This window comes from Brevundimonas sp. T2-11 (assembly GCF_055397675.1).
This window is the reverse complement of the sequence record NZ_AP027920.1, coordinates 1,489,291-1,508,535: the sequence shown is the minus strand read 5'-3', so window position 1 is coordinate 1,508,535 and position 19,245 is coordinate 1,489,291. Positions and strand designations below refer to the sequence as shown.

The window sequence follows — 19,245 nt, the reverse complement described above, 5'->3', positions numbered from 1 at the left end:
GCTTATAGCGGCGTCTCGATGACCCATGCCGCTTCCGTCACCGAAACCATCGAGGAACGGCTGTCGCCCTTCCCCCGCGATCACTTCCTCGCCGCCGGCGATCTGAACCCGCCCGCCGCCCTGGCGCTGCTGGATCTCGCCGACGCCTTCGTCGACTTCAATCGACAGTCGGCCAAGGGCGTCGATCTGATGCGCGGTCAGACGGTCGTGAACCTCTTCTTCGAGAACTCGACCCGCACCAGCTCCTCTTTCGAGATCGCCGCCAAGCGTCTGGGCGCAGACGTCGTGACCATGCCGGTTTCGGCCTCCTCGGTCGCCAAGGGCGAAACCCTGATCGACACGGCGGTGACGCTGAACGCCATGAAGCCCGAGATTCTGGTCGTGCGGCACTCGTCGTCGGGCGCCGTTGACCTGCTGTCGCAGAAGGTCGGCTGCGCGGTCGTCAACGCCGGCGACGGCCGCCATGAGCACCCCACACAAGCCCTGCTGGACCTGCTGAGCCTGCGTCGCGCCTTTGGCGACGTGGGCGGCCTGACTATCGCCATCTGCGGCGACATCGCCCACAGCCGCGTGGCCCGCTCCAACGTCGCCCTGTTGTCCATGATGGGCGCCCGCGTCCGTCTGATCGGCCCGCCGACCCTGGTGCCGGGAGACGCCGATCGCTGGGGCTGCGAGGTCTTCCACGACATGAAAGAAGGTCTGGCCGGCTGCGACGTGGTCATGATGCTTCGTCTCCAGCTGGAACGCATGACCGGCGCCCTGATCCCATCGACCCGCGAGTACTTCCGCTTCTGGGGTCTGGACCGCGAGAAACTGGCCTGGGCTGCGCCGAACGCCAGGGTCATGCACCCCGGCCCGATGAACCGGGGCGTCGAGATCGACTCTGACGTGGCTGACGACCTGAGCGTCTCCCTGATCCAGGATCAGGTCGAGATGGGCGTCGCCGCCCGCATGGCCGTTCTGGCCGCCCTTGCCCACCGCCGCGCGGGAGCCGCCGCATGACCGCCGCTCCGAACACGCTCGCTATCGTCAACGCGCGCCTGCTGGACCCGGCGACGGACTACGACGGCCCGGGCGCGGTCCTGATCCAGGACGGCCGCATCGTCGAGGTCGTTCACGGTCAGGCGACCCGGCGCCCGGAAGGCGTCACCGTCATCGACGCCCAGGGTCGCTGCCTCGCGCCCGGTCTGATCGACATCCGGGTCAAGACCGGCGAGCCCGGCGCCGAACCCAAGGAAACCCTGAAGTCGGCCAGCCTGTCGGCGGCGGCGGGCGGCATCACCACCATCGTGGTCCAGCCCGACACCGATCCGGCGATCGACGACCCGGCCCTGATCGACCACATCCAGCGGCGCGGCGCGGCGCTCGAACTGGTCAATGTCCGGGCTGCGGGCGCCGCCACGCAAGGCCGCGATGGTCAGCGCATGGCCGAGATCGGCCTGATGCACGAAGCGGGCGCCCTCTATTTCACCGACGGCGACCGGGTCATCGTCAACACGCGCACCCTGCAAAGGGTGATGAGCTACGCCGCCGCCTTCAACGCCCTGATCGCCTGCCGTCCGGCCGAGCCCTGGCTGTCCGAAGGCGCGGTAGCCACCTCGGGGGAACTGGCGACCCGTCTGGGCCTGTCCGGCGCCCCCGCCATCGCCGAGCGCATCCAGCTGGAACGCGATCTGGCCCTCGTCGAACAGACCGGCGCCCGCTTCCTGGTCGATCAGATCTCGACCGAAGGCGCGCTGCAAACCCTGGCCCGCGCTCGCGCTCGCGGCCTTGAGGTTTCCGCCTCGGTCTCGATCAACCATCTCTGCTTCAACGAAATCGACATCGGCGACTATCGGACCTTCTATCGGCTGGACCCGCCGCTGCGCGCCGAAAGCGACCGTCAGGCTCTGGTCGAGGCCGTTCGCGACGGTCTGATCGACGCCATCACCTCGGCCCATGCTCCGGAGCCTGCCGAAAACAAGCGCCGCCCCTTTGCCGAGGCCGCGCCCGGCGCCGTGGGTCTGGAGACCCTTCTGCCCGCCGCCTTGATGCTGCACCACGAACACGGTCTGGACCTGCTGGACGTCCTGCGTCCGCTGACGCAGGGCCCTGCCGGCCTGTTGGGGCTGGAGGCTGGAGCCCTGGCCCAGGGCGCGCCCGCCGACCTGGTCCTGTTCGACGCCGGCGCTCCGGTTGTGGTCGATGCGGCCACGCTTCGCTCCAAATCGAAGAATTCGCCCTTCGACGGCCGTCGTCTGCAAGGGAAGGTCTTGCTCACGGTCGTCGGTGGACGCATCGTCCACGACGCACGCTAAACGGGAGCGAATCACTTTGCAGGATCTGGCGGGGCCGGCGCTCCTTACGCTCGGGCTTGTGGCTATTGGCGGATACCTGCTCGGTTCAATCCCGTTCGGGGTCATTCTGACGCGCGCGGCAGGCGCTGGGGACGTGCGCAACATCGGCTCGGGCAATATCGGCGCGACCAATGTCCTGCGCACCGGCCGCAAGGACCTGGCCATCGCCACCCTGGTGCTGGACGCCGGCAAGGGCGCGGTCGCCCTGCTGATCGCCCGCTACCTGTTTGGTGAAACCGCGGGCGCCATCGCTGGCGGCGCGGCCTTCATGGGCCACCTCTTCCCGGTCTGGCTGGGCTTCAAGGGCGGCAAGGGGGTCGCGACCTTCTTCGGCCTGATCCTGGCCGCATGCTGGCCGCTGGGTCTTCTGGCGGCGGCGACCTGGCTGATCGTGGCCTTCGCCCTGCGCTATTCTTCGCTGGCGGCCCTGGTCGCGGCGGCGCTGACCCCGCTCTACGCCCTGCTACCCCTCCCCACCTTGGGCCTGCCCGCCCCTGCGCCCATCCTGATCCTGGCGATCTTCACCGCCGTGCTGATCTATATCCGCCACCATGAGAACATCGCCCGGCTGCTGAAGGGCGCCGAGCCCAAGATCGGGGCCAAGAAGGCTTGACCCTGCTGTCCGAAGCCGAGCGTTTCGCCCGGCTTCGGCTGGCCCGCACCGACCGCGTCGGTCCCGTGGCCTTTTCACAACTGCTGCAACGTTTCGGTTCCGCCGTCCGCGCGATTGAGGCCCTGCCTGATCTGGTGCGCCGCAGCGGTCGTGACGGCTACGCCCTGCCCGCGGTCGAGCGCGTCGAAGCCGAGCTGGCGGCCGGAGCGCGCGTCGGCGCACGGCTGATCCTGCTGGGCGACGCCGACTATCCCGACATGCTGGCCGCGATTGATCCGCCGCCGCCCCTGCTGTGGACGCGCGGCGACGCCAGCCTGTTGTCGCGCCCCTCTGTCGGCGTCGTCGGCGCCCGCATCGCTTCGGCTGGCGGCCAGCGCATCGCGCGCGGCCTGTCGCAACAACTGGGCGAAGCCGGTCACGTCATTGTCTCCGGCCTGGCGCGCGGCATCGACGCCGCCGCCCACCTGGGAGCCCTGCCGACCGGCACCGTCGCGGTCCTCGGCGGCGGCGTGGACGACATCTATCCCTCCGACAACGCCGACCTCTATCGCCAGATCGTCGAGAAGGGCTGCATCGTCTCGGAAAGCCCCGTCGGCGCTCGCGCCCAGGCCCGCGACTTCCCGCGCCGCAACCGCATCATCTCGGGCCTGTCACGCGGCGTCATCGTGGTCGAGGCGGAAATCCGCTCCGGCTCCCTGATCACCGCCCGCCTCGCCAACGAACAGGGGCGCGACGTCTTCGCCGTGCCCGGCTCGCCGCTGGACCCGCGCTCCAAAGGCCCCAACGAACTCCTGCGTCAGGGCGCCATCCTGTGCGAGGGGCTGGACGACGTCGAGCGCGCCTTCAGCACCCTGCGGACCTTGCGTGAGCCTCCCGGCGCCTCCCCCTTCGACGGCGCGCCCGCCGATGTGGACGAGGCGTTGATCGATCAGATAGCCGCCCTCCTCTCACCAACCCCTACGCCGCGGGACGAATTGGCGCGCGCCCTCGACCTTCCCGTTAGCGTCGTGGCGGCCGCGTTGCTGGAGCTGTGTCTGGTTGGTCGCGCCAGCCTGCTGCCCGGCGGTCTGGTGTCGAGCTAGTCTGACGGAATGAGTGGGCTTTCGCGCCATTTCCGCAGCGGCTTCCAGGGCAGCCGCCAGTTTCTCGTCCCCGTCCCAGCGCGCCATGCCCGCCAGTTCAGCCGCCATGCCCGCGACATACTCTCGCAGGGGATAGTCCCGAGCGGATGACGACGACCGCCTTACGCCCGACGCCGGTGGTTCTCCTGCTTGCGGCACGCCCAGACCCTCCGTTGATAAAGAGACTAAGACACAACTTTTGGTCGCATCGCAAGATGGTAAACATCCTTGGGGTGTAGAGCGCAAACGTCCCGATTGACTTCCCGGGCGACGCCAACCACGTTCGCGCCCCGATTTCCCGAATAGAGCGCCATGAATCTCGTCATCGTCGAGAGCCCCGCCAAGGCCAAGACCATCAATAAATACCTGGGTTCGGACTATGAGGTTCTGGCCTCCTACGGCCATATCCGCGACCTGCCGTCAAAGGACGGCTCCGTCCTGCCCGACGAAGATTTCGCCATGCAGTGGGAGGTCGACGCCAAGGCGACCAAGCGCCTCTCCGAAATCGCCGAGGCCGCCAAGCGCGCTGACCGCGTCATTCTCGCGACCGACCCCGACCGCGAGGGTGAGGCGATCAGCTGGCACGTTCTGGAAGTCCTGAACAAGAAGAAGGCGCTGAAGGACACCGAGGTCCAGCGCGTCACCTTCAACGCCATCACCAAGTCCGCCGTTCTGGAGGCCATGGCCAATCCGCGTCAGCTGGACATGGAATTGGTCGAGGCCTATCTGGCCCGCCGCGCGCTCGACTATCTGGTGGGCTTCAACCTGTCGCCCGTCCTGTGGCGCAAGCTGCCCGGCGCTCGCTCCGCGGGCCGGGTGCAGTCAGTCGCCCTGCGCATCGTCGTCGATCGCGAGATGGAGATCGAGAAGTTCAAGGCCCAGGAATACTGGTCGGTCGAGGCCGATCTGGTCGCCGACAGCCCGCCCTTCACCACCCGTCTGGTCAAGCACGCCGGCAAGCGCATCCAGCGCCTGGACATCCCGACCGAGGAAATGGCCTTCGCCGCGCGCGACGCCATCAAGGCCGGCGACTTCACCATCAAGTCCGTCGAGAAGAAGCCGGCCAGGCGTTCGCCCGCCCCGCCCTTCACCACCTCGACCCTTCAGCAGGAAGCCGCGCGCAAACTGGGCTTCACCGCCCAGCGCACCATGCAGGCGGCGCAGAAACTGTATGAAGGCGTCGACGACACCGGCGGCCTGATCACCTACATGCGTACGGACGGTCTGTTCGTGACGCCGGAAGGCATCGCCCAGGCGCGCGAGGTCATCGGCGACCGTTTCGGCCCCGCCTATGTTCCGGCCGAGCCGCGCTACTACAAGACCAAGGCCAAGAACGCCCAGGAAGCGCACGAAGCCATTCGTCCGACCAATATCGCGCGTCACCCCGAGTCCCTGCGTCTCGAAGGCGACCTGCAACGCCTCTATGAACTGATCTGGAAGCGCATGGTCGCGTCCCAGATGGAGAGCGCGCGTCTGGACCGCACCACGGTCGAGATCGAGACGCCCGACGGCCAGACCGGCCTGCGCGCCACCGGCCAGGTCGTGGTCTTCGACGGCTTCATCGCCGCCTACGAAGAAGGCCGCGACGAGAAGCAGAAGGGGGCCGAGGACGACGAGGATGAAGGCGGCCGCCTGCCGGCGCTGAAGGAAGGCGCCAAGGCCAAGGTCGAGGCCGTCCGCACCGACCAGCACTTCACCGAGCCCCCGCCGCGCTTCTCGGAAGCCACTCTGGTCAAGAAGCTGGAAGAGCTGGGCATCGGCCGCCCCTCGACCTACGCCTCGATCCTGACGACCCTGCGCGACCGCGAATACGTCCGCATGGACAAGAACCGCTTCTATCCGGAAGACAAGGGACGGCTGGTCACCGCCTTCCTGGAACAGTTCTTCACCCGCTGGGTCGAGTACGACTTCACCGCCGCTCTCGAGACCCAGCTGGACGAAGTCTCGGCCGGCGACCTGGACTGGAAGGCGCTGCTGCGCAGCTTCTGGACCGACTTCCACGCCGCGACCCAGGCTGCGGGCGAACTGCGCACCACGGCCATACTGGACCACCTGAACGACGCCCTGGGCGCCCACATCTTCCCGGACAAGGGCGACGGCTCGGACCCGCGCGAATGCCCCCTGTGCCATCAGGGCCAGCTCAGCCTGAAAACCAGCCGCTTCGGCGCCTTCATCGGGTGTTCGCGTTATCCCGACTGCAAGTACACCCGCCCGGTGGCCTCGCCCGACGGCGCCGAAGGCGGCGCGGACGGCGGCGACCGCGAACTGGGCGTCGACCCGACGACCGGCCAGCCCGTCCAGCTGAAGATCGGCCGTTTCGGCCCCTATGTCGAAACCACGCCGCCGGGCGAGGAGAAGCCCAAGCGCTCGTCCCTGCCCAAGGGCTGGAGCCCCGCGTCGCTGACCCTCGACCAGGCCCTGCGCCTGCTGGCCCTGCCGCGCGAAGTCGGCCCTCACCCCGAGGACGGCAAGATGATCACGGCCGGCTTGGGTCGCTATGGTCCGTTCGTCCTGCACGCCGGCACCTATGCCAACGTGTCGGACATCGATGAGGTGTTCGAGGTCGGGATCAACCGCGCCGTCGCCCTGCTGGCGGAAAAGCGCGCCGGTCGCCCCGGCCGCGGCTCGGCCACGGCGCCGCTCAAGGAACTGGGCGCTCACCCTGAGGACGAGGCCCCCGTTCAGGTCATGGCCGGCCGCTTCGGTCCCTATGTCAAATGGGGCAAGGTCAACGCCACCCTGCCCAAGGGCATGACCCCGGAAGACATCACGCTGGAGGCCGCCCTGCCCCTGCTGGCCGCCAAGGCTGGTGCGGCGCCGAAGAAGAAGGCGGCTGCGGCCAAGAAGCCCGCGGCGAAGAAGGCCCCGGCCAAGGCCGCCGCCGAGAAGAAGCCCGCAGCGGCGAAAAAGCCTGCCGTCAAGAAGCCGACGGCGAAGAAGACCGCTGCAAAGAAGACGGCCGACGCCGACTAGATCCCGACGCTTCCCGGTTCGCCCAGCGAATCGGGAAGTCTCTAGCGCCCGGCCACCAGCTCGTTGCGAACCCGGCGCCCCAGCGGATCACGTCCTGGCCAGGTCTGACCGACATTGGCCTCGACCAGCGCCGTACAGAACCGCGACAGCAGCATGCGGGGCCTGATGCCGTTCAGACAGACCCGCTCGCCCTCGATCACCCAACGCGCCGTCAGCCGACGTCCGTCCGAGAAGGCGGCGCGATAGCTGCCGTCCCGATCGAACCAGTGTTTCACCCACGCTCCATCGGGATAGTGGGAGATGACGGTGTTGCCGAAAGCGTTTTCCATCTCCGCCCTCGCAGGCGGTGCAAGCGCACAGCAGGCGGCCAAGGCGAAAGCCAGCGTCTTCAAGCGCATGCGCAACCCTTCCCATCCCGTGATGACATTACAGACCAGTAAGGCTTTGCCAACCGCCCGGTTCCCGAACGGAAATACTTGACTGAGGCGTAGGGCTTTCCATATACCGCCGCAGGCTCGGAATAGGACTGGCGATGCGCGCCGCCCACTCGCCCACGAGGGGCGGTTCCGTAAGCCGAAGACGTCACGACGTTTCCTCCGTCCTCAAGGTTCCATGACAGAATTCACCAAGCTGGGCCTCTCGGCCACGACCCTGCAAGCGGTCGCCGATACGGGCTACACCGAAGCCACTCCCATTCAGGCCTCCGCCATCCCGGTGGCCCTGGCCGGCCGCGACGTCCTGGGCATCGCCCAGACGGGCACTGGCAAGACCGCCGCCTTCACCCTGCCCATGATCGACCGCCTCGGCTCGGGCCGCGCCCGCGCTCGCATGCCGCGCGCCCTGGTCCTGGCCCCGACTCGCGAACTGGCCGATCAGGTCGCCGAGAACTTCGCCAAATACGCCAAGGGCACCAAGCTGAGTTGGGCCCTGCTGATCGGCGGCGTGTCGATGGGCGACCAGGTGGCCCTGCTGAACAAGGGCGTCGACGTCCTGATCGCCACGCCCGGCCGTCTGCTGGACCTGTTCGAACGCGGCAAGATCCTGCTGACCGGCGTCGAGATGATGGTCATCGACGAAGCCGACCGCATGCTCGACATGGGCTTCATCCCCGACATCGAACGTATCTTCAAGCTGACGCCGCCCAAGCGCCAGACCCTGTTCTTCTCGGCCACCATGCCGCCCGAGATTACGCGCCTGACCACGCAGTTCCTCAAGGATCCGACCCGGATCGAGGCCTCGCGTCCGGCCATGACCGCTGACACCATCACCCAGTATCTGGTCCGCATCCCGACCAGCGATCCCAAGGCCAAGCGCACCGCCCTGCGCGCCCTGATCGAACGGTCCGAGGTCAAGAACGGCATCGTCTTCTGCAACCGCAAGTCGGAAGTCGATATCGTGGCCAAGTCGCTCAAGACGCACGGCTTCGACGCCGCGCCGATCCACGGCGATCTGGATCAGTCGCTGCGCATGAAGACCCTCGCGGACTTCCGCTCCGGCGACCTGAAGATTCTGGTGGCCTCGGACGTCGCCGCGCGCGGCCTGGATATCCCGGATGTCAGCCACGTCTTCAACTACGACGTCTCGCACCACGCCGACGACTACGTCCACCGCATCGGCCGCACCGGTCGCGCGGGCCGCAAGGGCGAAGCCTTCATGATCGTCACCCCCTCCGACGACAAGTCGCTGGATAAGGTGCTGAAGCTGATCAAGATGGCGCCGGAAGAGCTGACGCTGGACGGCATCGACTTCGCCGCCATCAAGGACCGCCCGCGCAGCGATGACTCCAGGGGGCGTGGTCGCGGCCGCAGCGATCGCCCTCGTCCCATTCCCAAGAGCGACAACGTCGCCTCCATGGAGCCCATCGCCCGCGCCGCGCCCAAGGCCGAAGACGGCGCCGCCGAGGAGGCTCCGCGCCGTTCGCGCAGCCGTCGCTCGACCAAGCCGGAAACCGCCGTCGAGACCGTCATCGCCGAAACGCCTGAAACCGTCGTTGAAGCCGAGACCGCTCCGGCCAAGCCCGCCGCCCAGCGTCGCGACCGCAATCGCGATCAGGCGCCGCGCGACGCCCGCAAGTCCGAGCCGCAGAAGGATCAGCCCCTGCGTGCGGCCAGCGGCGGTTTCGGCGACGACATTCCGGCCTTCCTGCGCCGTCCTGTCGTCTTCCAGGACTAGAGACAAGGCTTCCCGACCGTCAATTTAACCGGTCATTACGGATCGCTGTTCTAGTGTTCGCTCACTAAGAACTAGGGGCGCGAGAATCAGAATGACGGCGCAGGTCGAAACCGCCCTTCGGGGTCCGGAGGCATATGCGCTCGCGCGCCGCGTGGTGGACGCCATGCAGGAAGCCTCCGTCTGGCCGACCCCTCTGAATTTCGAACTCTGGCTGCACTACGTCAGCGATCCCGAAGGCCCGCTCGGGCGCGAGCTTCATCGCCTGCTGACCGGCGACGTTCCCTTCACCGACGCCACCGCTGAAATGCTGGCGGCGGAATTTCTGCCGCGCGGCCGCCTGTCCGAGGAAATTCGCGACGTCGGCGCCGTGCTGAACCGCGAACTCGCCGCGGTCGCCGAAGCCATCGACAACGCCCGCAAGACCCAGTCGGCCTATGGCGAAACCCTCAGCACCGCCTCGGCCCGGATGCAGGACGCCGAACGGCCGACAGACCTGACGGAAATCGTCAGCACCCTGTCCACGGCCACACGCAAGGTCCAGCGCCATACCTCGGCGCTGGAAAAACGCCTGGAGTCCTCGAACCGCGAAGTCGTTCGGCTGCGTGAGCATCTGGAGCAGGTGCGCCGCGACGCCATGACCGACGCCCTGACCAACCTGGCCAACCGCAAGACCTTCGACGAACAGTTGGCGCGTCTCTGCGAAGAGGCCGAGGTCGAGGGCAAGGGCCTGACCCTGGCCGTCGTCGATATCGACCACTTCAAGCGCTTCAACGACACCTGGGGCCATCAGACCGGCGATCAGGTCCTGCGCTATGTCGCCAGCGTCCTGGGCCGCATATCGCGCGCGCCGCGGGTCGCCGCCCGCTACGGCGGCGAGGAGTTCGCGGTCATCTTCCCCGGCGAAACACCCGGCACGGTCGAAGCCGCCCTGAACGCCATCCGCGAAGAAATCGGCTCGCGCTCGCTGCGTCGTCGCTCCACCAACGACGACCTGGGCGCCGTCACCATCTCGGTCGGCTTCGCGGAGCGTCGTGTCGGCGAAACGGCTCTCAGCGTCCTGGAACGCGCCGACGAAGCCCTCTACGCCTCCAAGCGCAGCGGTCGCAATCGGGTCACCAACGCCGAAGCCCTGGCCCAGGCCGCAGCCTAGACCATTGCCCAACCGCCCCCTCTACGTGCCATAACCACGGCATGAGAAGCTTGGCGTTCAACATCGTCTACTGGATCCTGTCGATCAGCTACGGGCTGACGGCCGCCTTCGCGGCCCTGGCCCCCGGCCGCCGCGCGACGACATGGGTCATTCGCCGCTATGTGCACCGCATGGTGCAGGCCATGGCTGTCTTCGCCGGCATCCGACTGCAGGTGCGCGGCAAGAATCACCTGCCCTCCGGCGCCTTCATCGTCGCTTCCAAGCATCAGAGCTGGGGCGACGGTTTCGCCACCTATGACCAGTTCGACGACCTGGCCTTCGTCACCGGCGACCACCTCGAAAAGTTCCCGTTGCTGGGGACTGTGCTGAGAAAACTCGGGGCCATCGTCGTCAACAGCTGCGGCGGGCATACGGCTCGCGCCGCGCTCAAGGAACGCGCCGCCGACGCCCATCGCGAAGGTCGAAAGATCCTGATCTACCCAGAGGGGCATCTGGCGCGGATCGGCGAGAAGTATCGCTATCGGTCGGGCGTCTGGCACATGTACCGCGACTTCGACATGCCGGTCGTGCCCCTGGCCACCAACCTCGGTCTGTTCTGGCCTCAGGAAGAATCACGCAAGACGCCGGGAACCGCGACGCTCGAATTCCTCGCCCCCATCCCGACGGGTCTGCCCAAGGACGAGTTCCTGGCGCGCCTGGAAGACGCGATCGAAGGCAAGACCGCCGAGCTGATCGCCGAGGCCACTGGACGTCCCGTCACGGCGGCCGTCCAGGTCCCCACGCCTAACGAAGCCGCTCTCGCCGCCACAGCCCCGGCCTGACCCGAGCGCTCCAGCCGTGATCGGCAAGATCGCCCATTTTGTTCTTGATTTGTTCCATCTCCATGCCATTCTCCACGCATGAAGACGGCGATGAAAGGACGCGGCGCACGCTCCAATACCTCGGGCCGGTATGAAGCCGACCGGCGCGAGGAATTCGACGACGGCTGGACGGATCAGGACGAAGCGGCCGCGCCGCTGCGCACCACCCTCTCGCCGGAACACGCGCGCACCATCATCGCCCGCAATACGAGTCCCGACGTCGGCTTCGATCGCTCCATCAACCCTTACAAGGGCTGCGAACATGGCTGCATCTACTGCTACGCCCGTCCGTCCCATGCCTGGATGGGCCTATCCCCGGGTCTGGATTTCGAGAGCCGGATCTTCTTCAAGCCCCACGCGGCGAGTCTGCTGGAACAGGAACTCAGCAAGCCCCGATACGTCTGCAAACGCATCCACATAGGCGGTAACACCGACCCCTATCAGCCGGTCGAGCGCGAGACCCGGTCCACGCGCTCGATCCTGCAGGTCATGCAGCGGTTCAGCCAGCCGTTCAGCATCATCACCAAGTCGGTGCTGATCGCCCGCGACGCCGACATTCTTGGTCCCATGGGCCGAGCGGGGCTGGCCTCGGCCTTCGTCTCCATCACGACGCTGGACCGTGGTCTGGCCCGGGCGATGGAGCCGCGCGCCTCGACACCCGCCAAGCGGCTGGAGGCCATCAGCCGTCTGGCCGACGCGGGCTGCCCGGTCGGCGTCGGCTTCGCCCCCGTCATACCCGGCCTGAACGATCACGAGATGGAGGCCATCCTCGAAGCGGCGCAAAAGGCCGGCGCAACCTCGGCCATGTACGTGACCCTGCGCCTGCCGTTGGAGATCAAGGACCTGTTCCGCGAATGGCTGGCCGACGCCCGCCCCGAACGCGCCGCCCGCGTCATGTCCCTGATCCGCCAGACGCGCGGCGGCAAGGACTACGACCCCGACTGGGCCCAGCGCATGAAGGGAACAGGTCCTGTCGCCGAACTGATCGCCACCCGCTTCAAGACGGCGATCAAGCGCTATGGCCTGGACGCCCCTCGCGCGCCGCTGGATGTCACCCGATTCCGCGTTCCCGCCGACATGCGGCCGCAGCTTGAGTTGTTCGGTTAGACGCCGAACGGATCATCCAGGCTGTGCGACGGCCGGGTGAACCAGACCGGCCCCTCTTCCGTCGTGTAGAAATGATCCTCCAGCCGGACGCCGAACCTGCCCGGGATCACCAGCATAGGTTCGTTGGAGAAGCACATTCCCGCCTGCAGGATCGTGCGGTCGCCCCGCACCAGATTGGGCGCTTCATGGATGTCCAGACCAATGCCGTGACCCGTGCGATGCGGCAGCCCGGGCAGGCGATAGTCGGGTCCATAGCCCTGCGCCGTCAGATAATCCCGCGCCGCGGCGTCCACGCTCTCGCAGCTCGCGCCCAGCCTCGCAGCGTCAAACGCCAGAGCCTGCGCCTGCTTTTCGTGATCCCAGGCCCGGCGGAACTCGGCGCTCGGTTCTCCAAACACATAGGTCCGCGTGATGTCCGAGTGATAGCCGTCGACCAGGGTTCCGGTGTCGATCAGCACCACATCATCGGCCTTCAGCGCTCGATCGCCTTCGCCGCCGTGCGGCAGACAGGTGTCGTCCCCGAAGGACACCAGACAGAACCAGGAGCCGCCTTCGCCCCCAAGTCGGCGATGCTCGGCGTCGATGAACTGCTTGACCTCGGAGGTCAGCACGCCTTCCTGCAGCCAGTCGCGCGTCCGGCGCTGAACCTCCAGGGTGATGGCCTTGGCGCGCGTCAACAGGGCGATCTCCGCTGGCGACTTGATGCTGCGCAGGCCAACGGTCAGCGGTCCGCCGTCCACCAGGCGATCCTGCCCCAGCGTTCGCGCCAGACCCAGCCAGGTGAAGGTCGCGACCAATTCATCCACCGCCAGCCTTCCGCCGTGCGGCAGGCGATCCGCGACGATGGCGTAAGGGCTCTCTTCCTCCTCCCAGGTCAGGATGTCGCCGGACACGGCGCCGGCCATCGAAGTCAGGCCTCCGACCTTGTCCAGCTCAAACCGCGGACAGACATAGTCCACGCGCCCGTCCGCGTGAATCAGGGCGCCGGTCAGACGCTCGGACGCATGCCAGTCCAACCCTGTGAAGTAGCGCAACGACGTCGTAGAGCCGAGCAGAAGCGCCGCCACGCCCTGGGCTTGCAGTCGTTCCGCCAGGTTTTCAACTCGCTGACGACGCTCGACGGCGCTGATCGGACTGGCGTCAGGCGCGATGAAGGACATGGAGGCTCCGATTTCTAACGGCGGAAGACGCCAACCAGCTCAACATGGGTGGACCACAGGAACTGGTCGATGGGGGTCACCTTATCCAGCCGGAAACCGGCGTCGATCAGGACACGGGCGTCGCGCGCGAAGGTCTGGGGATTGCACGACACGCCAACCACCACGGACGCCTTGGTTCCCGGGAGCTGTTGCGTCTGCTCCAGAGCTCCCGCACGGGGCGGATCCAGCACGATGGCCTCACACCCCTTCAGATCATAGGGCGACAGGGGCCGACGGAACAGATCCCGCGCCTGGGCCTCGATTGTCTTCAACCCCTGAGCCTTGGCCGCCCCCGCCTTGAGCGCAGCGATCGAAGCGGCCGAGGAATCCGCCGCAATGACGCTGGCCACCTCGGCCAGAGGGAAGGTGAAGGTTCCAGCGCCGCAGAACAGGTCCGCGACCTTCCTGGCCCCTCTCACCGCCTCCACCGCTCGACTGACCATGGCCGCCTCGGCCGCAGGCGCGGCCTGCAGGAAGGAGGCGGGCGGCAGGGGCACGCTGGCCCGGCCAAAGGTGATGCGCGGCTGACGCGCCATAACCAGGGTGTCGCCATCCAGACTGAGCCGCGCCAGACCGGCCTCGGCCGCCGCCGCAATGGCGCGCGCCGTCACGTCCGCCGTCAGGCCGCCCGACTTCTTCTCGACCCCGGTCACGTCGACGTCCAGCCCGGTGTCGGTCAGCGTCACATGCAGGGTCGGCGCCGATTTCGGATGCCCCAGGAAGGGCGCCGCCACCCTGGCCAGGGCCGGCAGGGCCGCCGTCAGCGCCGGGTCCGACACCGGACAGTCCGTCAGTTCAACCAGCCGCCACGACCGCCGCGCCTTGAAGCCCAGCAGGACCCGCCCGCCCGGCCCGCTGCGCGCGTGCAGCGCCAGGCGTCGGCGGCTGGCCTGGGGCACGGCGACGGTCGCTTCGACCTCGGTCTCGATGCCCTCGCGCGCCAGGGTCTGGACCACCACCTCGCGCTTCCACGCCAGATAGGGCGCGTCCGCCCAGTGCTGCAGAGGCGCCACGCCGCACTCGGCATAGGTCTCGGAATGGATCGGGCGTCGGTCCGGACTGGCTTCGATCAGGTCAAACGCCTCGACCCGCCCGTCCTTCACCTCGCCGCAGATCACCTCGCCCGGCAGCCCCCCCGGCACGAAGACGAAGCCCTTGGGCGTTTCGGCGATCCCGTCGCCCTGATGGCCCATGCGGGCGATGGTCAGAGTTTGCGTCATGGCGCGGCTTCTACCCGGTCCCGCGCCGAATCTGAAACCTGAACGAAGATGAACGGGTCGATCAAAAGCCGTTCAGCTTCGCCCTCCTATTTCTGGATGCAACAGACAGCGCAGCGAAGCCGTTCAGCTTCGGGATCTGTCACAGGAACACGAACGATGATCGCTCATCTGTCCAAGAAGGCATCCGCCGCCGCTGTCGCCGCCCTCGCCGTGGCCGGTTCGCTCATGGTCCCGGGCGTCGTCAGCGCCCAGACCTATGGCTACGGCTATCCGCCCGCCTACAACAACTACGGTTCGCAGGGTCGCTACAACGACCCCTGCGTTGGCGATCAGCGGAGCCGTGCGACGACGGGCGGCGTGCTCGGCGCCACCATCGGCGCCGTGGCCGGCTCGCAGTTGGCGGCGCGCGGCCGCCGCACCGAAGGCAGCGTCCTGGGCGGCGTGCTCGGCGCCGCCATCGGCGCCGGCGTGGGCAACAGCTCCGCCAACTGCGACAGCCGTTATCGTTCGTCGAGCTACGGCTACAACCAATCCTATGGCGGAACCTATGTCCCACCCGCCTACGGCTACGACAACTCGGGCTACGACCGTCGCTACGACGACGGCTATGGCCGCGACTATCGTGAGTACGACTACGACCGCGGCTACACCCAGCCGGCTCAGGACTACCGCTATCAGAACAACGACGAATGCCGCCTCGCCGAGAGCGTCATCCGTCTGCCCGATGGTCGCAGCGAGACGCGCTATGTGCGCACCTGCCCTGACCAGAACGGCCGCTATCGCGTCGTCGATTAAGTTTCAGCCCCCCTGTCGATCGACGACGTGAAGAGGGCCGCCGGATCACCGGCGGCCCTCTATATTTTTGGCGCTACGCCCGACGCGCCCACATCAGGAATTCGACGTTGCCATCGCCCCCGGTAATCGGGCTTTCGGCGACCTCCAGCACCTTCCAGCCGACGCTTTCCAGCCAGGCGCGCACGCCCTCGACCGCCGTCGCATGGACCTCGGGGTCCTTGACCACGCCCTTCTTGCCCGCGTCCTTGGGGCCAGCCCCCTCGAACTGCGGCTTGACCAGGGTGATCAGATCCGCGTCCGGCGCCGCCAGGGCCAGCGCGGCCGGCAGCACCTTCGACAGACCGATGAAGCTGGCGTCGCAAACGACCAGCGACGGCTCTTCGGGAATGATTTCAGGCGTCAGCTCGCGTGCATCGGTCCGCTCCAGATTGATCACGCGCAGATCGGCCGCGACCTTGGCGTGCATCTGGCCGAACCCCACATCCACGGCGAAGACCTTGGCTGCGCCGCGATCGAGACACACCTCGGTGAAGCCGCCCGTAGAAGCGCCCACGTCGAGCACCACCCTGCCCTTGACCGCGACCGGCCACAGATCCAGGGCCCGTTCCAGCTTCAGCGCCCCGCGCCCGACCCAGCGGTGGGCGGCGGCATAGCCGATCTCAACGTCGTCGCTGACCGCCTGCGAGGCCGCCTTGGCGGGAGCGCCGTTCACAGTGACGCCGCCCGCCTCGATCGCCGCCCTGGCCTTGGCCCGGCTTTCGGCCAGGCCTCGGGTGACCAGAATCTGATCCAGACGGAGCGTCCTCACGCCCCGGCCATCGCGTCCAGGCGGGCCAGTGCGGCCTGAAGCTTGGCCTTGCCCTCTTCGGCCTCGGCCAGCTTGGCGCGCTGCTCGTCGACGACCTCCGGCGCGGCGCGCGACACGAAGTTGGGGTTGCCCAGCTTCTTGTTCACGTGGCCGATGTCGCTCTCGAAGACCGCGATCTCCTTCTCCAGACGCGCGCGCTCGGCCGTCAGGTCGATGATCCCGGCCAGCGACAACGCCGCCGTGGTCCCGCCCGAGACGAAGGTCACGGCTCCGGCGGGCGCGGCCTCGACTGTCGCGATCTCGCCCGCCCGACCCAGGGTCAGGATCAGATCGCGGTGACGCGCGATGCGTTCTGCGGTCACAGCGTCCGGCGCGACAAAGGCCAGCGGCGGCTTGGCCGACGGCGGCACGTTCATCTCGGCCCGCAGGGCGCGGATTTCACCGACCAGATCGACCAGCCAGCCGATCTCGGCCTCGGCCGAGGCGTCGACGAAGCTGTCCGGCAGCACCGGCCACTCGGCGCCCATCAGCAGGCCCTCGCGCGCCGGACCTTCCTTGCCCAGCTCGGCCCACAGCTCCTCGGTGATGTAGGGCATGACCGGGTGCAGCAGCTTCAGCGTCTGGTCGATGGTCCAGGCCGTCATGGCCCGCGTCTCGGCCTTGGCGGCTTCATCGGCGCCGTTGAACACCGGCTTGGCCAGTTCCAGGTACCAGTCGCAGAAAACGTTCCAGACGAAGCGGTACAGGGCCCCCGCCGCGTCATCGAAACGGCCGCCCTCGATGGCGTCCGACACGGCGCGCTCGGCCTTGGCCAGCTCGCCGCGAATCCAGCGGTTGATGGTCTGCTCGACGGTGGCGGGATCAAAGCCCTCGACGCGCTTGGCCTCGTTCATCTGGCTGAAGCGTGCGGCGTTCCACAGCTTGGTGCCGAAATTGCGATAACCTTCAATGCGCTGCTTCGACAACTTAATGTCGCGCGTGCCCGACAGGATGGCCATGGTGAAGCGCAGCGGGTCGGCGCCCAGCTCGTCGATGATGCCTAGGGGGTCGATGACGTTGCCCTTGGACTTCGACATCTTCTGGCCCTTCTCGTCGCGGACCAGACCATTGATGATCACGCGCTTGAACGGGACTTCGCCGTCCATGAAGTGCAGGCCCATCATCATCATCCGGGCGACCCAGAAGAAGATGATGTCCGCCGCCGTCACCAGATCGCTGGTCGGATAGAAGCGCTGCAGATCCTCGGTCTTCTCGGGCCAGCCCATGGTCGAGAAGGGCCACAGGGCCGAGCTGAACCAGGTGTCCAGAACGTCCTCGTCCTGCGTCAGCACGACCTCGGAATCATAATCGGCCAGCGCCTGTTCACGGGCGTCTTCTTCCGTCTCGGCGACGTAGATTTCACCGTTCGGGCCATACCAGGCCGGAATGCGGTGGCCCCACCACAGCTGGCGGCTGATGCACCAGGGCTCGATATTGCGCAGCCACTCGAAGTAGATCTTCTCGTACGACCTGGGCTCGAAGACTGTCGCGCCGTCCTCGACCGCCTTCAGCGCGGGCTGAGCCAAAGTGTGGGCGTCAACGTACCACTGGTCCGTCAGCCACGGCTCGATGACCACGCCGGAACGGTCGCCATGCGGGACGACGTGCTTGGTCTTCTCGATTTCGCGCAGCCAGTTCTCTTCCTCGGCGCGGGCGACGATGGCCTTGCGCGCGGCGAAACGGTCCAGACCGACCAGATCAGCGGGGATTTCCGGCACGTCCTCATTGGTGATGCGCGCGAAGGCGTCCATCACGTTCAGCGCCGCCAGACCGGCACGCTTGCCGACCCCGAAGTCGTTGAAATCGTGCGCCGGGGTGATCTTCACCGCGCCCGAACCCTTGGTCGGGTCGGCGTAGTCGTCGGCGACGATGGGGATGCGACGGCCGGTGATGGGCAGGATGACGGCCTTGCCGACCAGACCCTTGTAACGCTCATCCTCGGGGTGAACGGCCACGCCGGTGTCGCCCAGCATGGTTTCGGGACGCGTCGTGGCCACGACGATGAAGCCGCGCGTCTCGAACTCGGTCGCCTTGCCATCCTCGTCGAAGACGACCGGGTGCTCATAGGTGACGCCATCAGCCAGCGGATAGGCGAAGTGCCAGTAATGGCCGTCCTGTTCGCGCTGTTCGACCTCCAGGTCCGAAATGGCGGTCTGGAAATGCGGGTCCCAGTTCACCAGACGCTTGTCGCGATAGATCAGGCCGTCCTGATGCAGCTTGACGAAGACCTTGCGGACGGCGGCGTTCAGGCCCTCGTCCAGGGTAAAGCGCTCGCGCGACCAGTCGCAGGACGAGCCCAGCCGGCGCAGCTGGCGCACGATGGTGCCGCCCGATTCCGCCTTCCACTCCCAGACCTTCTCGATGAAGGCGTCGCGGCCCATGTCGCGGCGGCTGATGTTGCCGGCAGAGGCCAGTTGACGCTCAACCACCATCTGGGTGGCGATGCCGGCGTGGTCGGTGCCGGGCAGCCACAGCACAGCCTTGCCCTTCATCCGGTGATAGCGGGCCAGAATGTCCTGGAGCGTATTGTTCAGCGCGTGGCCGATGTGCAGCGAGCCCGTCACGTTCGGCGGCGGAATGACGATCGAATAGGCGTCGGCCGCCCCGTCGGTGGGCTTGGCCGCGCGCGGCGCGAACAGGCCGCTCTCTTCCCACTGGGCGTAGAGGCGCGGTTCGGCAGCCTGGGGTTCGAAAGTCTTCTCGAGCATTGTCTTCATCATTCTTGTTGCCCTACCGCTCCGCACAGAGTGCGTCGCTGCTTGAGGGCGTCTGTTTCTTTCCCTAGCGCTCTGCGCGTGGCGCGTCGCTGCCTGAGGGTGATTTTTGAACGCGAAAGGGCGGCCCCGCCGGAG

At 67.2% G+C, this 19,245-nt stretch carries 15 protein-coding genes; 10 read left to right on the top strand and 5 right to left on the bottom strand.

Annotated elements, in window-relative coordinates; genetic code table 11:
• Nucleotides 1–18 precede the first annotated feature (18 nt).
• The 5 genes from ACZ5XO_RS07510 (at nucleotide 19) to topA (ending at nucleotide 7,043) form a co-directional block, all read left to right on the top strand.
• The gene (locus ACZ5XO_RS07510) at nucleotides 19–1,002 is read left to right on the top strand and encodes an aspartate carbamoyltransferase catalytic subunit (protein ID WP_464164657.1); all 984 of its coding nucleotides are present in this window, start codon (nucleotides 19–21) and stop codon (nucleotides 1,000–1,002) included.
• On the top strand, nucleotides 999–2,297 hold the full coding sequence (pyrC, locus tag ACZ5XO_RS07505) for a dihydroorotase (protein WP_464164655.1): 1,299 nt from the start codon (nucleotides 999–1,001) through the stop codon (nucleotides 2,295–2,297). The genes ACZ5XO_RS07510 and pyrC overlap by 4 nt, the downstream gene beginning before the upstream one ends.
• A 16-nt stretch (nucleotides 2,298–2,313) precedes the next feature.
• Nucleotides 2,314–2,949 (top strand): glycerol-3-phosphate 1-O-acyltransferase PlsY, encoded by a 636-nt coding sequence (plsY, locus tag ACZ5XO_RS07500; RefSeq protein WP_464164654.1) that lies wholly within the window; start codon nucleotides 2,314–2,316, stop codon nucleotides 2,947–2,949.
• Nucleotides 2,946–4,031 carry a DNA-processing protein DprA gene (dprA, locus tag ACZ5XO_RS07495; protein ID WP_464164653.1) on the top strand — a complete coding sequence of 362 codons (1,086 nt, stop codon included), beginning with the start codon at nucleotides 2,946–2,948 and terminating at the stop codon, nucleotides 4,029–4,031. Before plsY ends, dprA begins: the two co-directional genes overlap by 4 nt.
• A gap of 351 nt (nucleotides 4,032–4,382) precedes the next feature.
• The gene (gene topA, locus ACZ5XO_RS07490; RefSeq protein ID WP_464164652.1) at nucleotides 4,383–7,043 is read left to right on the top strand and encodes a type I DNA topoisomerase; all 2,661 of its coding nucleotides are present in this window, start codon (nucleotides 4,383–4,385) and stop codon (nucleotides 7,041–7,043) included.
• Nucleotides 7,044–7,084: 41 nt separating this feature from the next.
• On the opposite strand, the gene ACZ5XO_RS07485 is transcribed toward topA, so the two are convergent.
• Nucleotides 7,085–7,372 (bottom strand): hypothetical protein, encoded by a 288-nt coding sequence (locus ACZ5XO_RS07485; RefSeq protein ID WP_464164651.1) that lies wholly within the window; start codon nucleotides 7,370–7,372, stop codon nucleotides 7,085–7,087.
• A gap of 283 nt (nucleotides 7,373–7,655) precedes the next feature.
• Here ACZ5XO_RS07485 and ACZ5XO_RS07480 point away from each other — a divergent pair, with 283 nt between their 5' ends.
• The 4 genes from ACZ5XO_RS07480 (at nucleotide 7,656) to ACZ5XO_RS07465 (ending at nucleotide 12,332) form a co-directional block, all read left to right on the top strand.
• Entirely contained in the window at nucleotides 7,656–9,215 is a 1,560-nt protein-coding gene (locus ACZ5XO_RS07480; protein WP_464164649.1) for a DEAD/DEAH box helicase, read from the top strand.
• A gap of 91 nt (nucleotides 9,216–9,306) precedes the next feature.
• Complete coding sequence (locus ACZ5XO_RS07475; protein ID WP_464164647.1) at nucleotides 9,307–10,365, top strand: GGDEF domain-containing protein; 1,059 nt, start codon at nucleotides 9,307–9,309, stop codon at nucleotides 10,363–10,365.
• A 41-nt stretch (nucleotides 10,366–10,406) separates the two neighbouring features.
• A complete protein-coding gene (locus ACZ5XO_RS07470; RefSeq protein WP_464164645.1) occupies nucleotides 10,407–11,186 on the top strand; it encodes a lysophospholipid acyltransferase family protein in 780 nt (259 codons plus the stop codon).
• Nucleotides 11,187–11,264: 78 nt separating this feature from the next.
• The gene (locus ACZ5XO_RS07465; RefSeq protein ID WP_464164643.1) at nucleotides 11,265–12,332 is read left to right on the top strand and encodes a PA0069 family radical SAM protein; all 1,068 of its coding nucleotides are present in this window, start codon (nucleotides 11,265–11,267) and stop codon (nucleotides 12,330–12,332) included.
• On the opposite strand, the gene ACZ5XO_RS07460 is transcribed toward ACZ5XO_RS07465, so the two are convergent.
• Together ACZ5XO_RS07460 and ACZ5XO_RS07455 are read right to left on the bottom strand one after the other, a co-directional pair.
• Nucleotides 12,329–13,492 carry a M24 family metallopeptidase gene (locus tag ACZ5XO_RS07460; protein WP_464164641.1) on the bottom strand — a complete coding sequence of 388 codons (1,164 nt, stop codon included), beginning with the start codon at nucleotides 13,490–13,492 and terminating at the stop codon, nucleotides 12,329–12,331. The genes ACZ5XO_RS07465 and ACZ5XO_RS07460 overlap by 4 nt on opposite strands.
• Nucleotides 13,493–13,506: 14 nt before the next feature.
• On the bottom strand, nucleotides 13,507–14,751 hold the full coding sequence (locus ACZ5XO_RS07455; RefSeq protein ID WP_464164639.1) for a class I SAM-dependent RNA methyltransferase: 1,245 nt from the start codon (nucleotides 14,749–14,751) through the stop codon (nucleotides 13,507–13,509).
• A gap of 156 nt (nucleotides 14,752–14,907) precedes the next feature.
• Between ACZ5XO_RS07455 and ACZ5XO_RS07450 the strand changes: the two genes are divergently transcribed.
• Complete coding sequence (locus tag ACZ5XO_RS07450) at nucleotides 14,908–15,546, top strand: glycine zipper 2TM domain-containing protein (RefSeq protein ID WP_464164637.1); 639 nt, start codon at nucleotides 14,908–14,910, stop codon at nucleotides 15,544–15,546.
• A 73-nt stretch (nucleotides 15,547–15,619) separates the two neighbouring features.
• Here ACZ5XO_RS07450 and ACZ5XO_RS07445 read toward each other — a convergent pair whose 3' ends face one another.
• Both ACZ5XO_RS07445 and ACZ5XO_RS07440 read right to left on the bottom strand, forming a co-directional pair.
• Nucleotides 15,620–16,354 (bottom strand): TlyA family RNA methyltransferase, encoded by a 735-nt coding sequence (locus tag ACZ5XO_RS07445; protein WP_464164635.1) that lies wholly within the window; start codon nucleotides 16,352–16,354, stop codon nucleotides 15,620–15,622.
• Nucleotides 16,351–19,101 carry a valine--tRNA ligase gene (locus tag ACZ5XO_RS07440; RefSeq protein WP_464164633.1) on the bottom strand — a complete coding sequence of 917 codons (2,751 nt, stop codon included), beginning with the start codon at nucleotides 19,099–19,101 and terminating at the stop codon, nucleotides 16,351–16,353. The genes ACZ5XO_RS07445 and ACZ5XO_RS07440 overlap by 4 nt, the downstream gene beginning before the upstream one ends.
• Nucleotides 19,102–19,245 lie beyond the last annotated feature (144 nt).

Coding starts and splice junctions, on each gene's coding strand:
- ACZ5XO_RS07510 (WP_464164657.1), top strand. CDS start 19: ATGACCCATGCCGCTTCCGTCACCGAAACCATCGAGGAACGGCTGTCG.
- pyrC (WP_464164655.1), top strand. CDS start 999: ATGACCGCCGCTCCGAACACGCTCGCTATCGTCAACGCGCGCCTGCTG.
- topA (WP_464164652.1), top strand. CDS start 4,383: ATGAATCTCGTCATCGTCGAGAGCCCCGCCAAGGCCAAGACCATCAAT.
- ACZ5XO_RS07485 (WP_464164651.1), bottom strand. CDS start 7,372: ATGGAAAACGCTTTCGGCAACACCGTCATCTCCCACTATCCCGATGGA.
- ACZ5XO_RS07480 (WP_464164649.1), top strand. CDS start 7,656: ATGACAGAATTCACCAAGCTGGGCCTCTCGGCCACGACCCTGCAAGCG.
- ACZ5XO_RS07475 (WP_464164647.1), top strand. CDS start 9,307: ATGACGGCGCAGGTCGAAACCGCCCTTCGGGGTCCGGAGGCATATGCG.
- ACZ5XO_RS07470 (WP_464164645.1), top strand. CDS start 10,407: ATGAGAAGCTTGGCGTTCAACATCGTCTACTGGATCCTGTCGATCAGC.
- ACZ5XO_RS07465 (WP_464164643.1), top strand. CDS start 11,265: ATGAAGACGGCGATGAAAGGACGCGGCGCACGCTCCAATACCTCGGGC.
- ACZ5XO_RS07460 (WP_464164641.1), bottom strand. CDS start 13,492: ATGTCCTTCATCGCGCCTGACGCCAGTCCGATCAGCGCCGTCGAGCGT.
- ACZ5XO_RS07455 (WP_464164639.1), bottom strand. CDS start 14,751: ATGACGCAAACTCTGACCATCGCCCGCATGGGCCATCAGGGCGACGGG.
- ACZ5XO_RS07450 (WP_464164637.1), top strand. CDS start 14,908: ATGATCGCTCATCTGTCCAAGAAGGCATCCGCCGCCGCTGTCGCCGCC.
- ACZ5XO_RS07440 (WP_464164633.1), bottom strand. CDS start 19,101: ATGCTCGAGAAGACTTTCGAACCCCAGGCTGCCGAACCGCGCCTCTAC.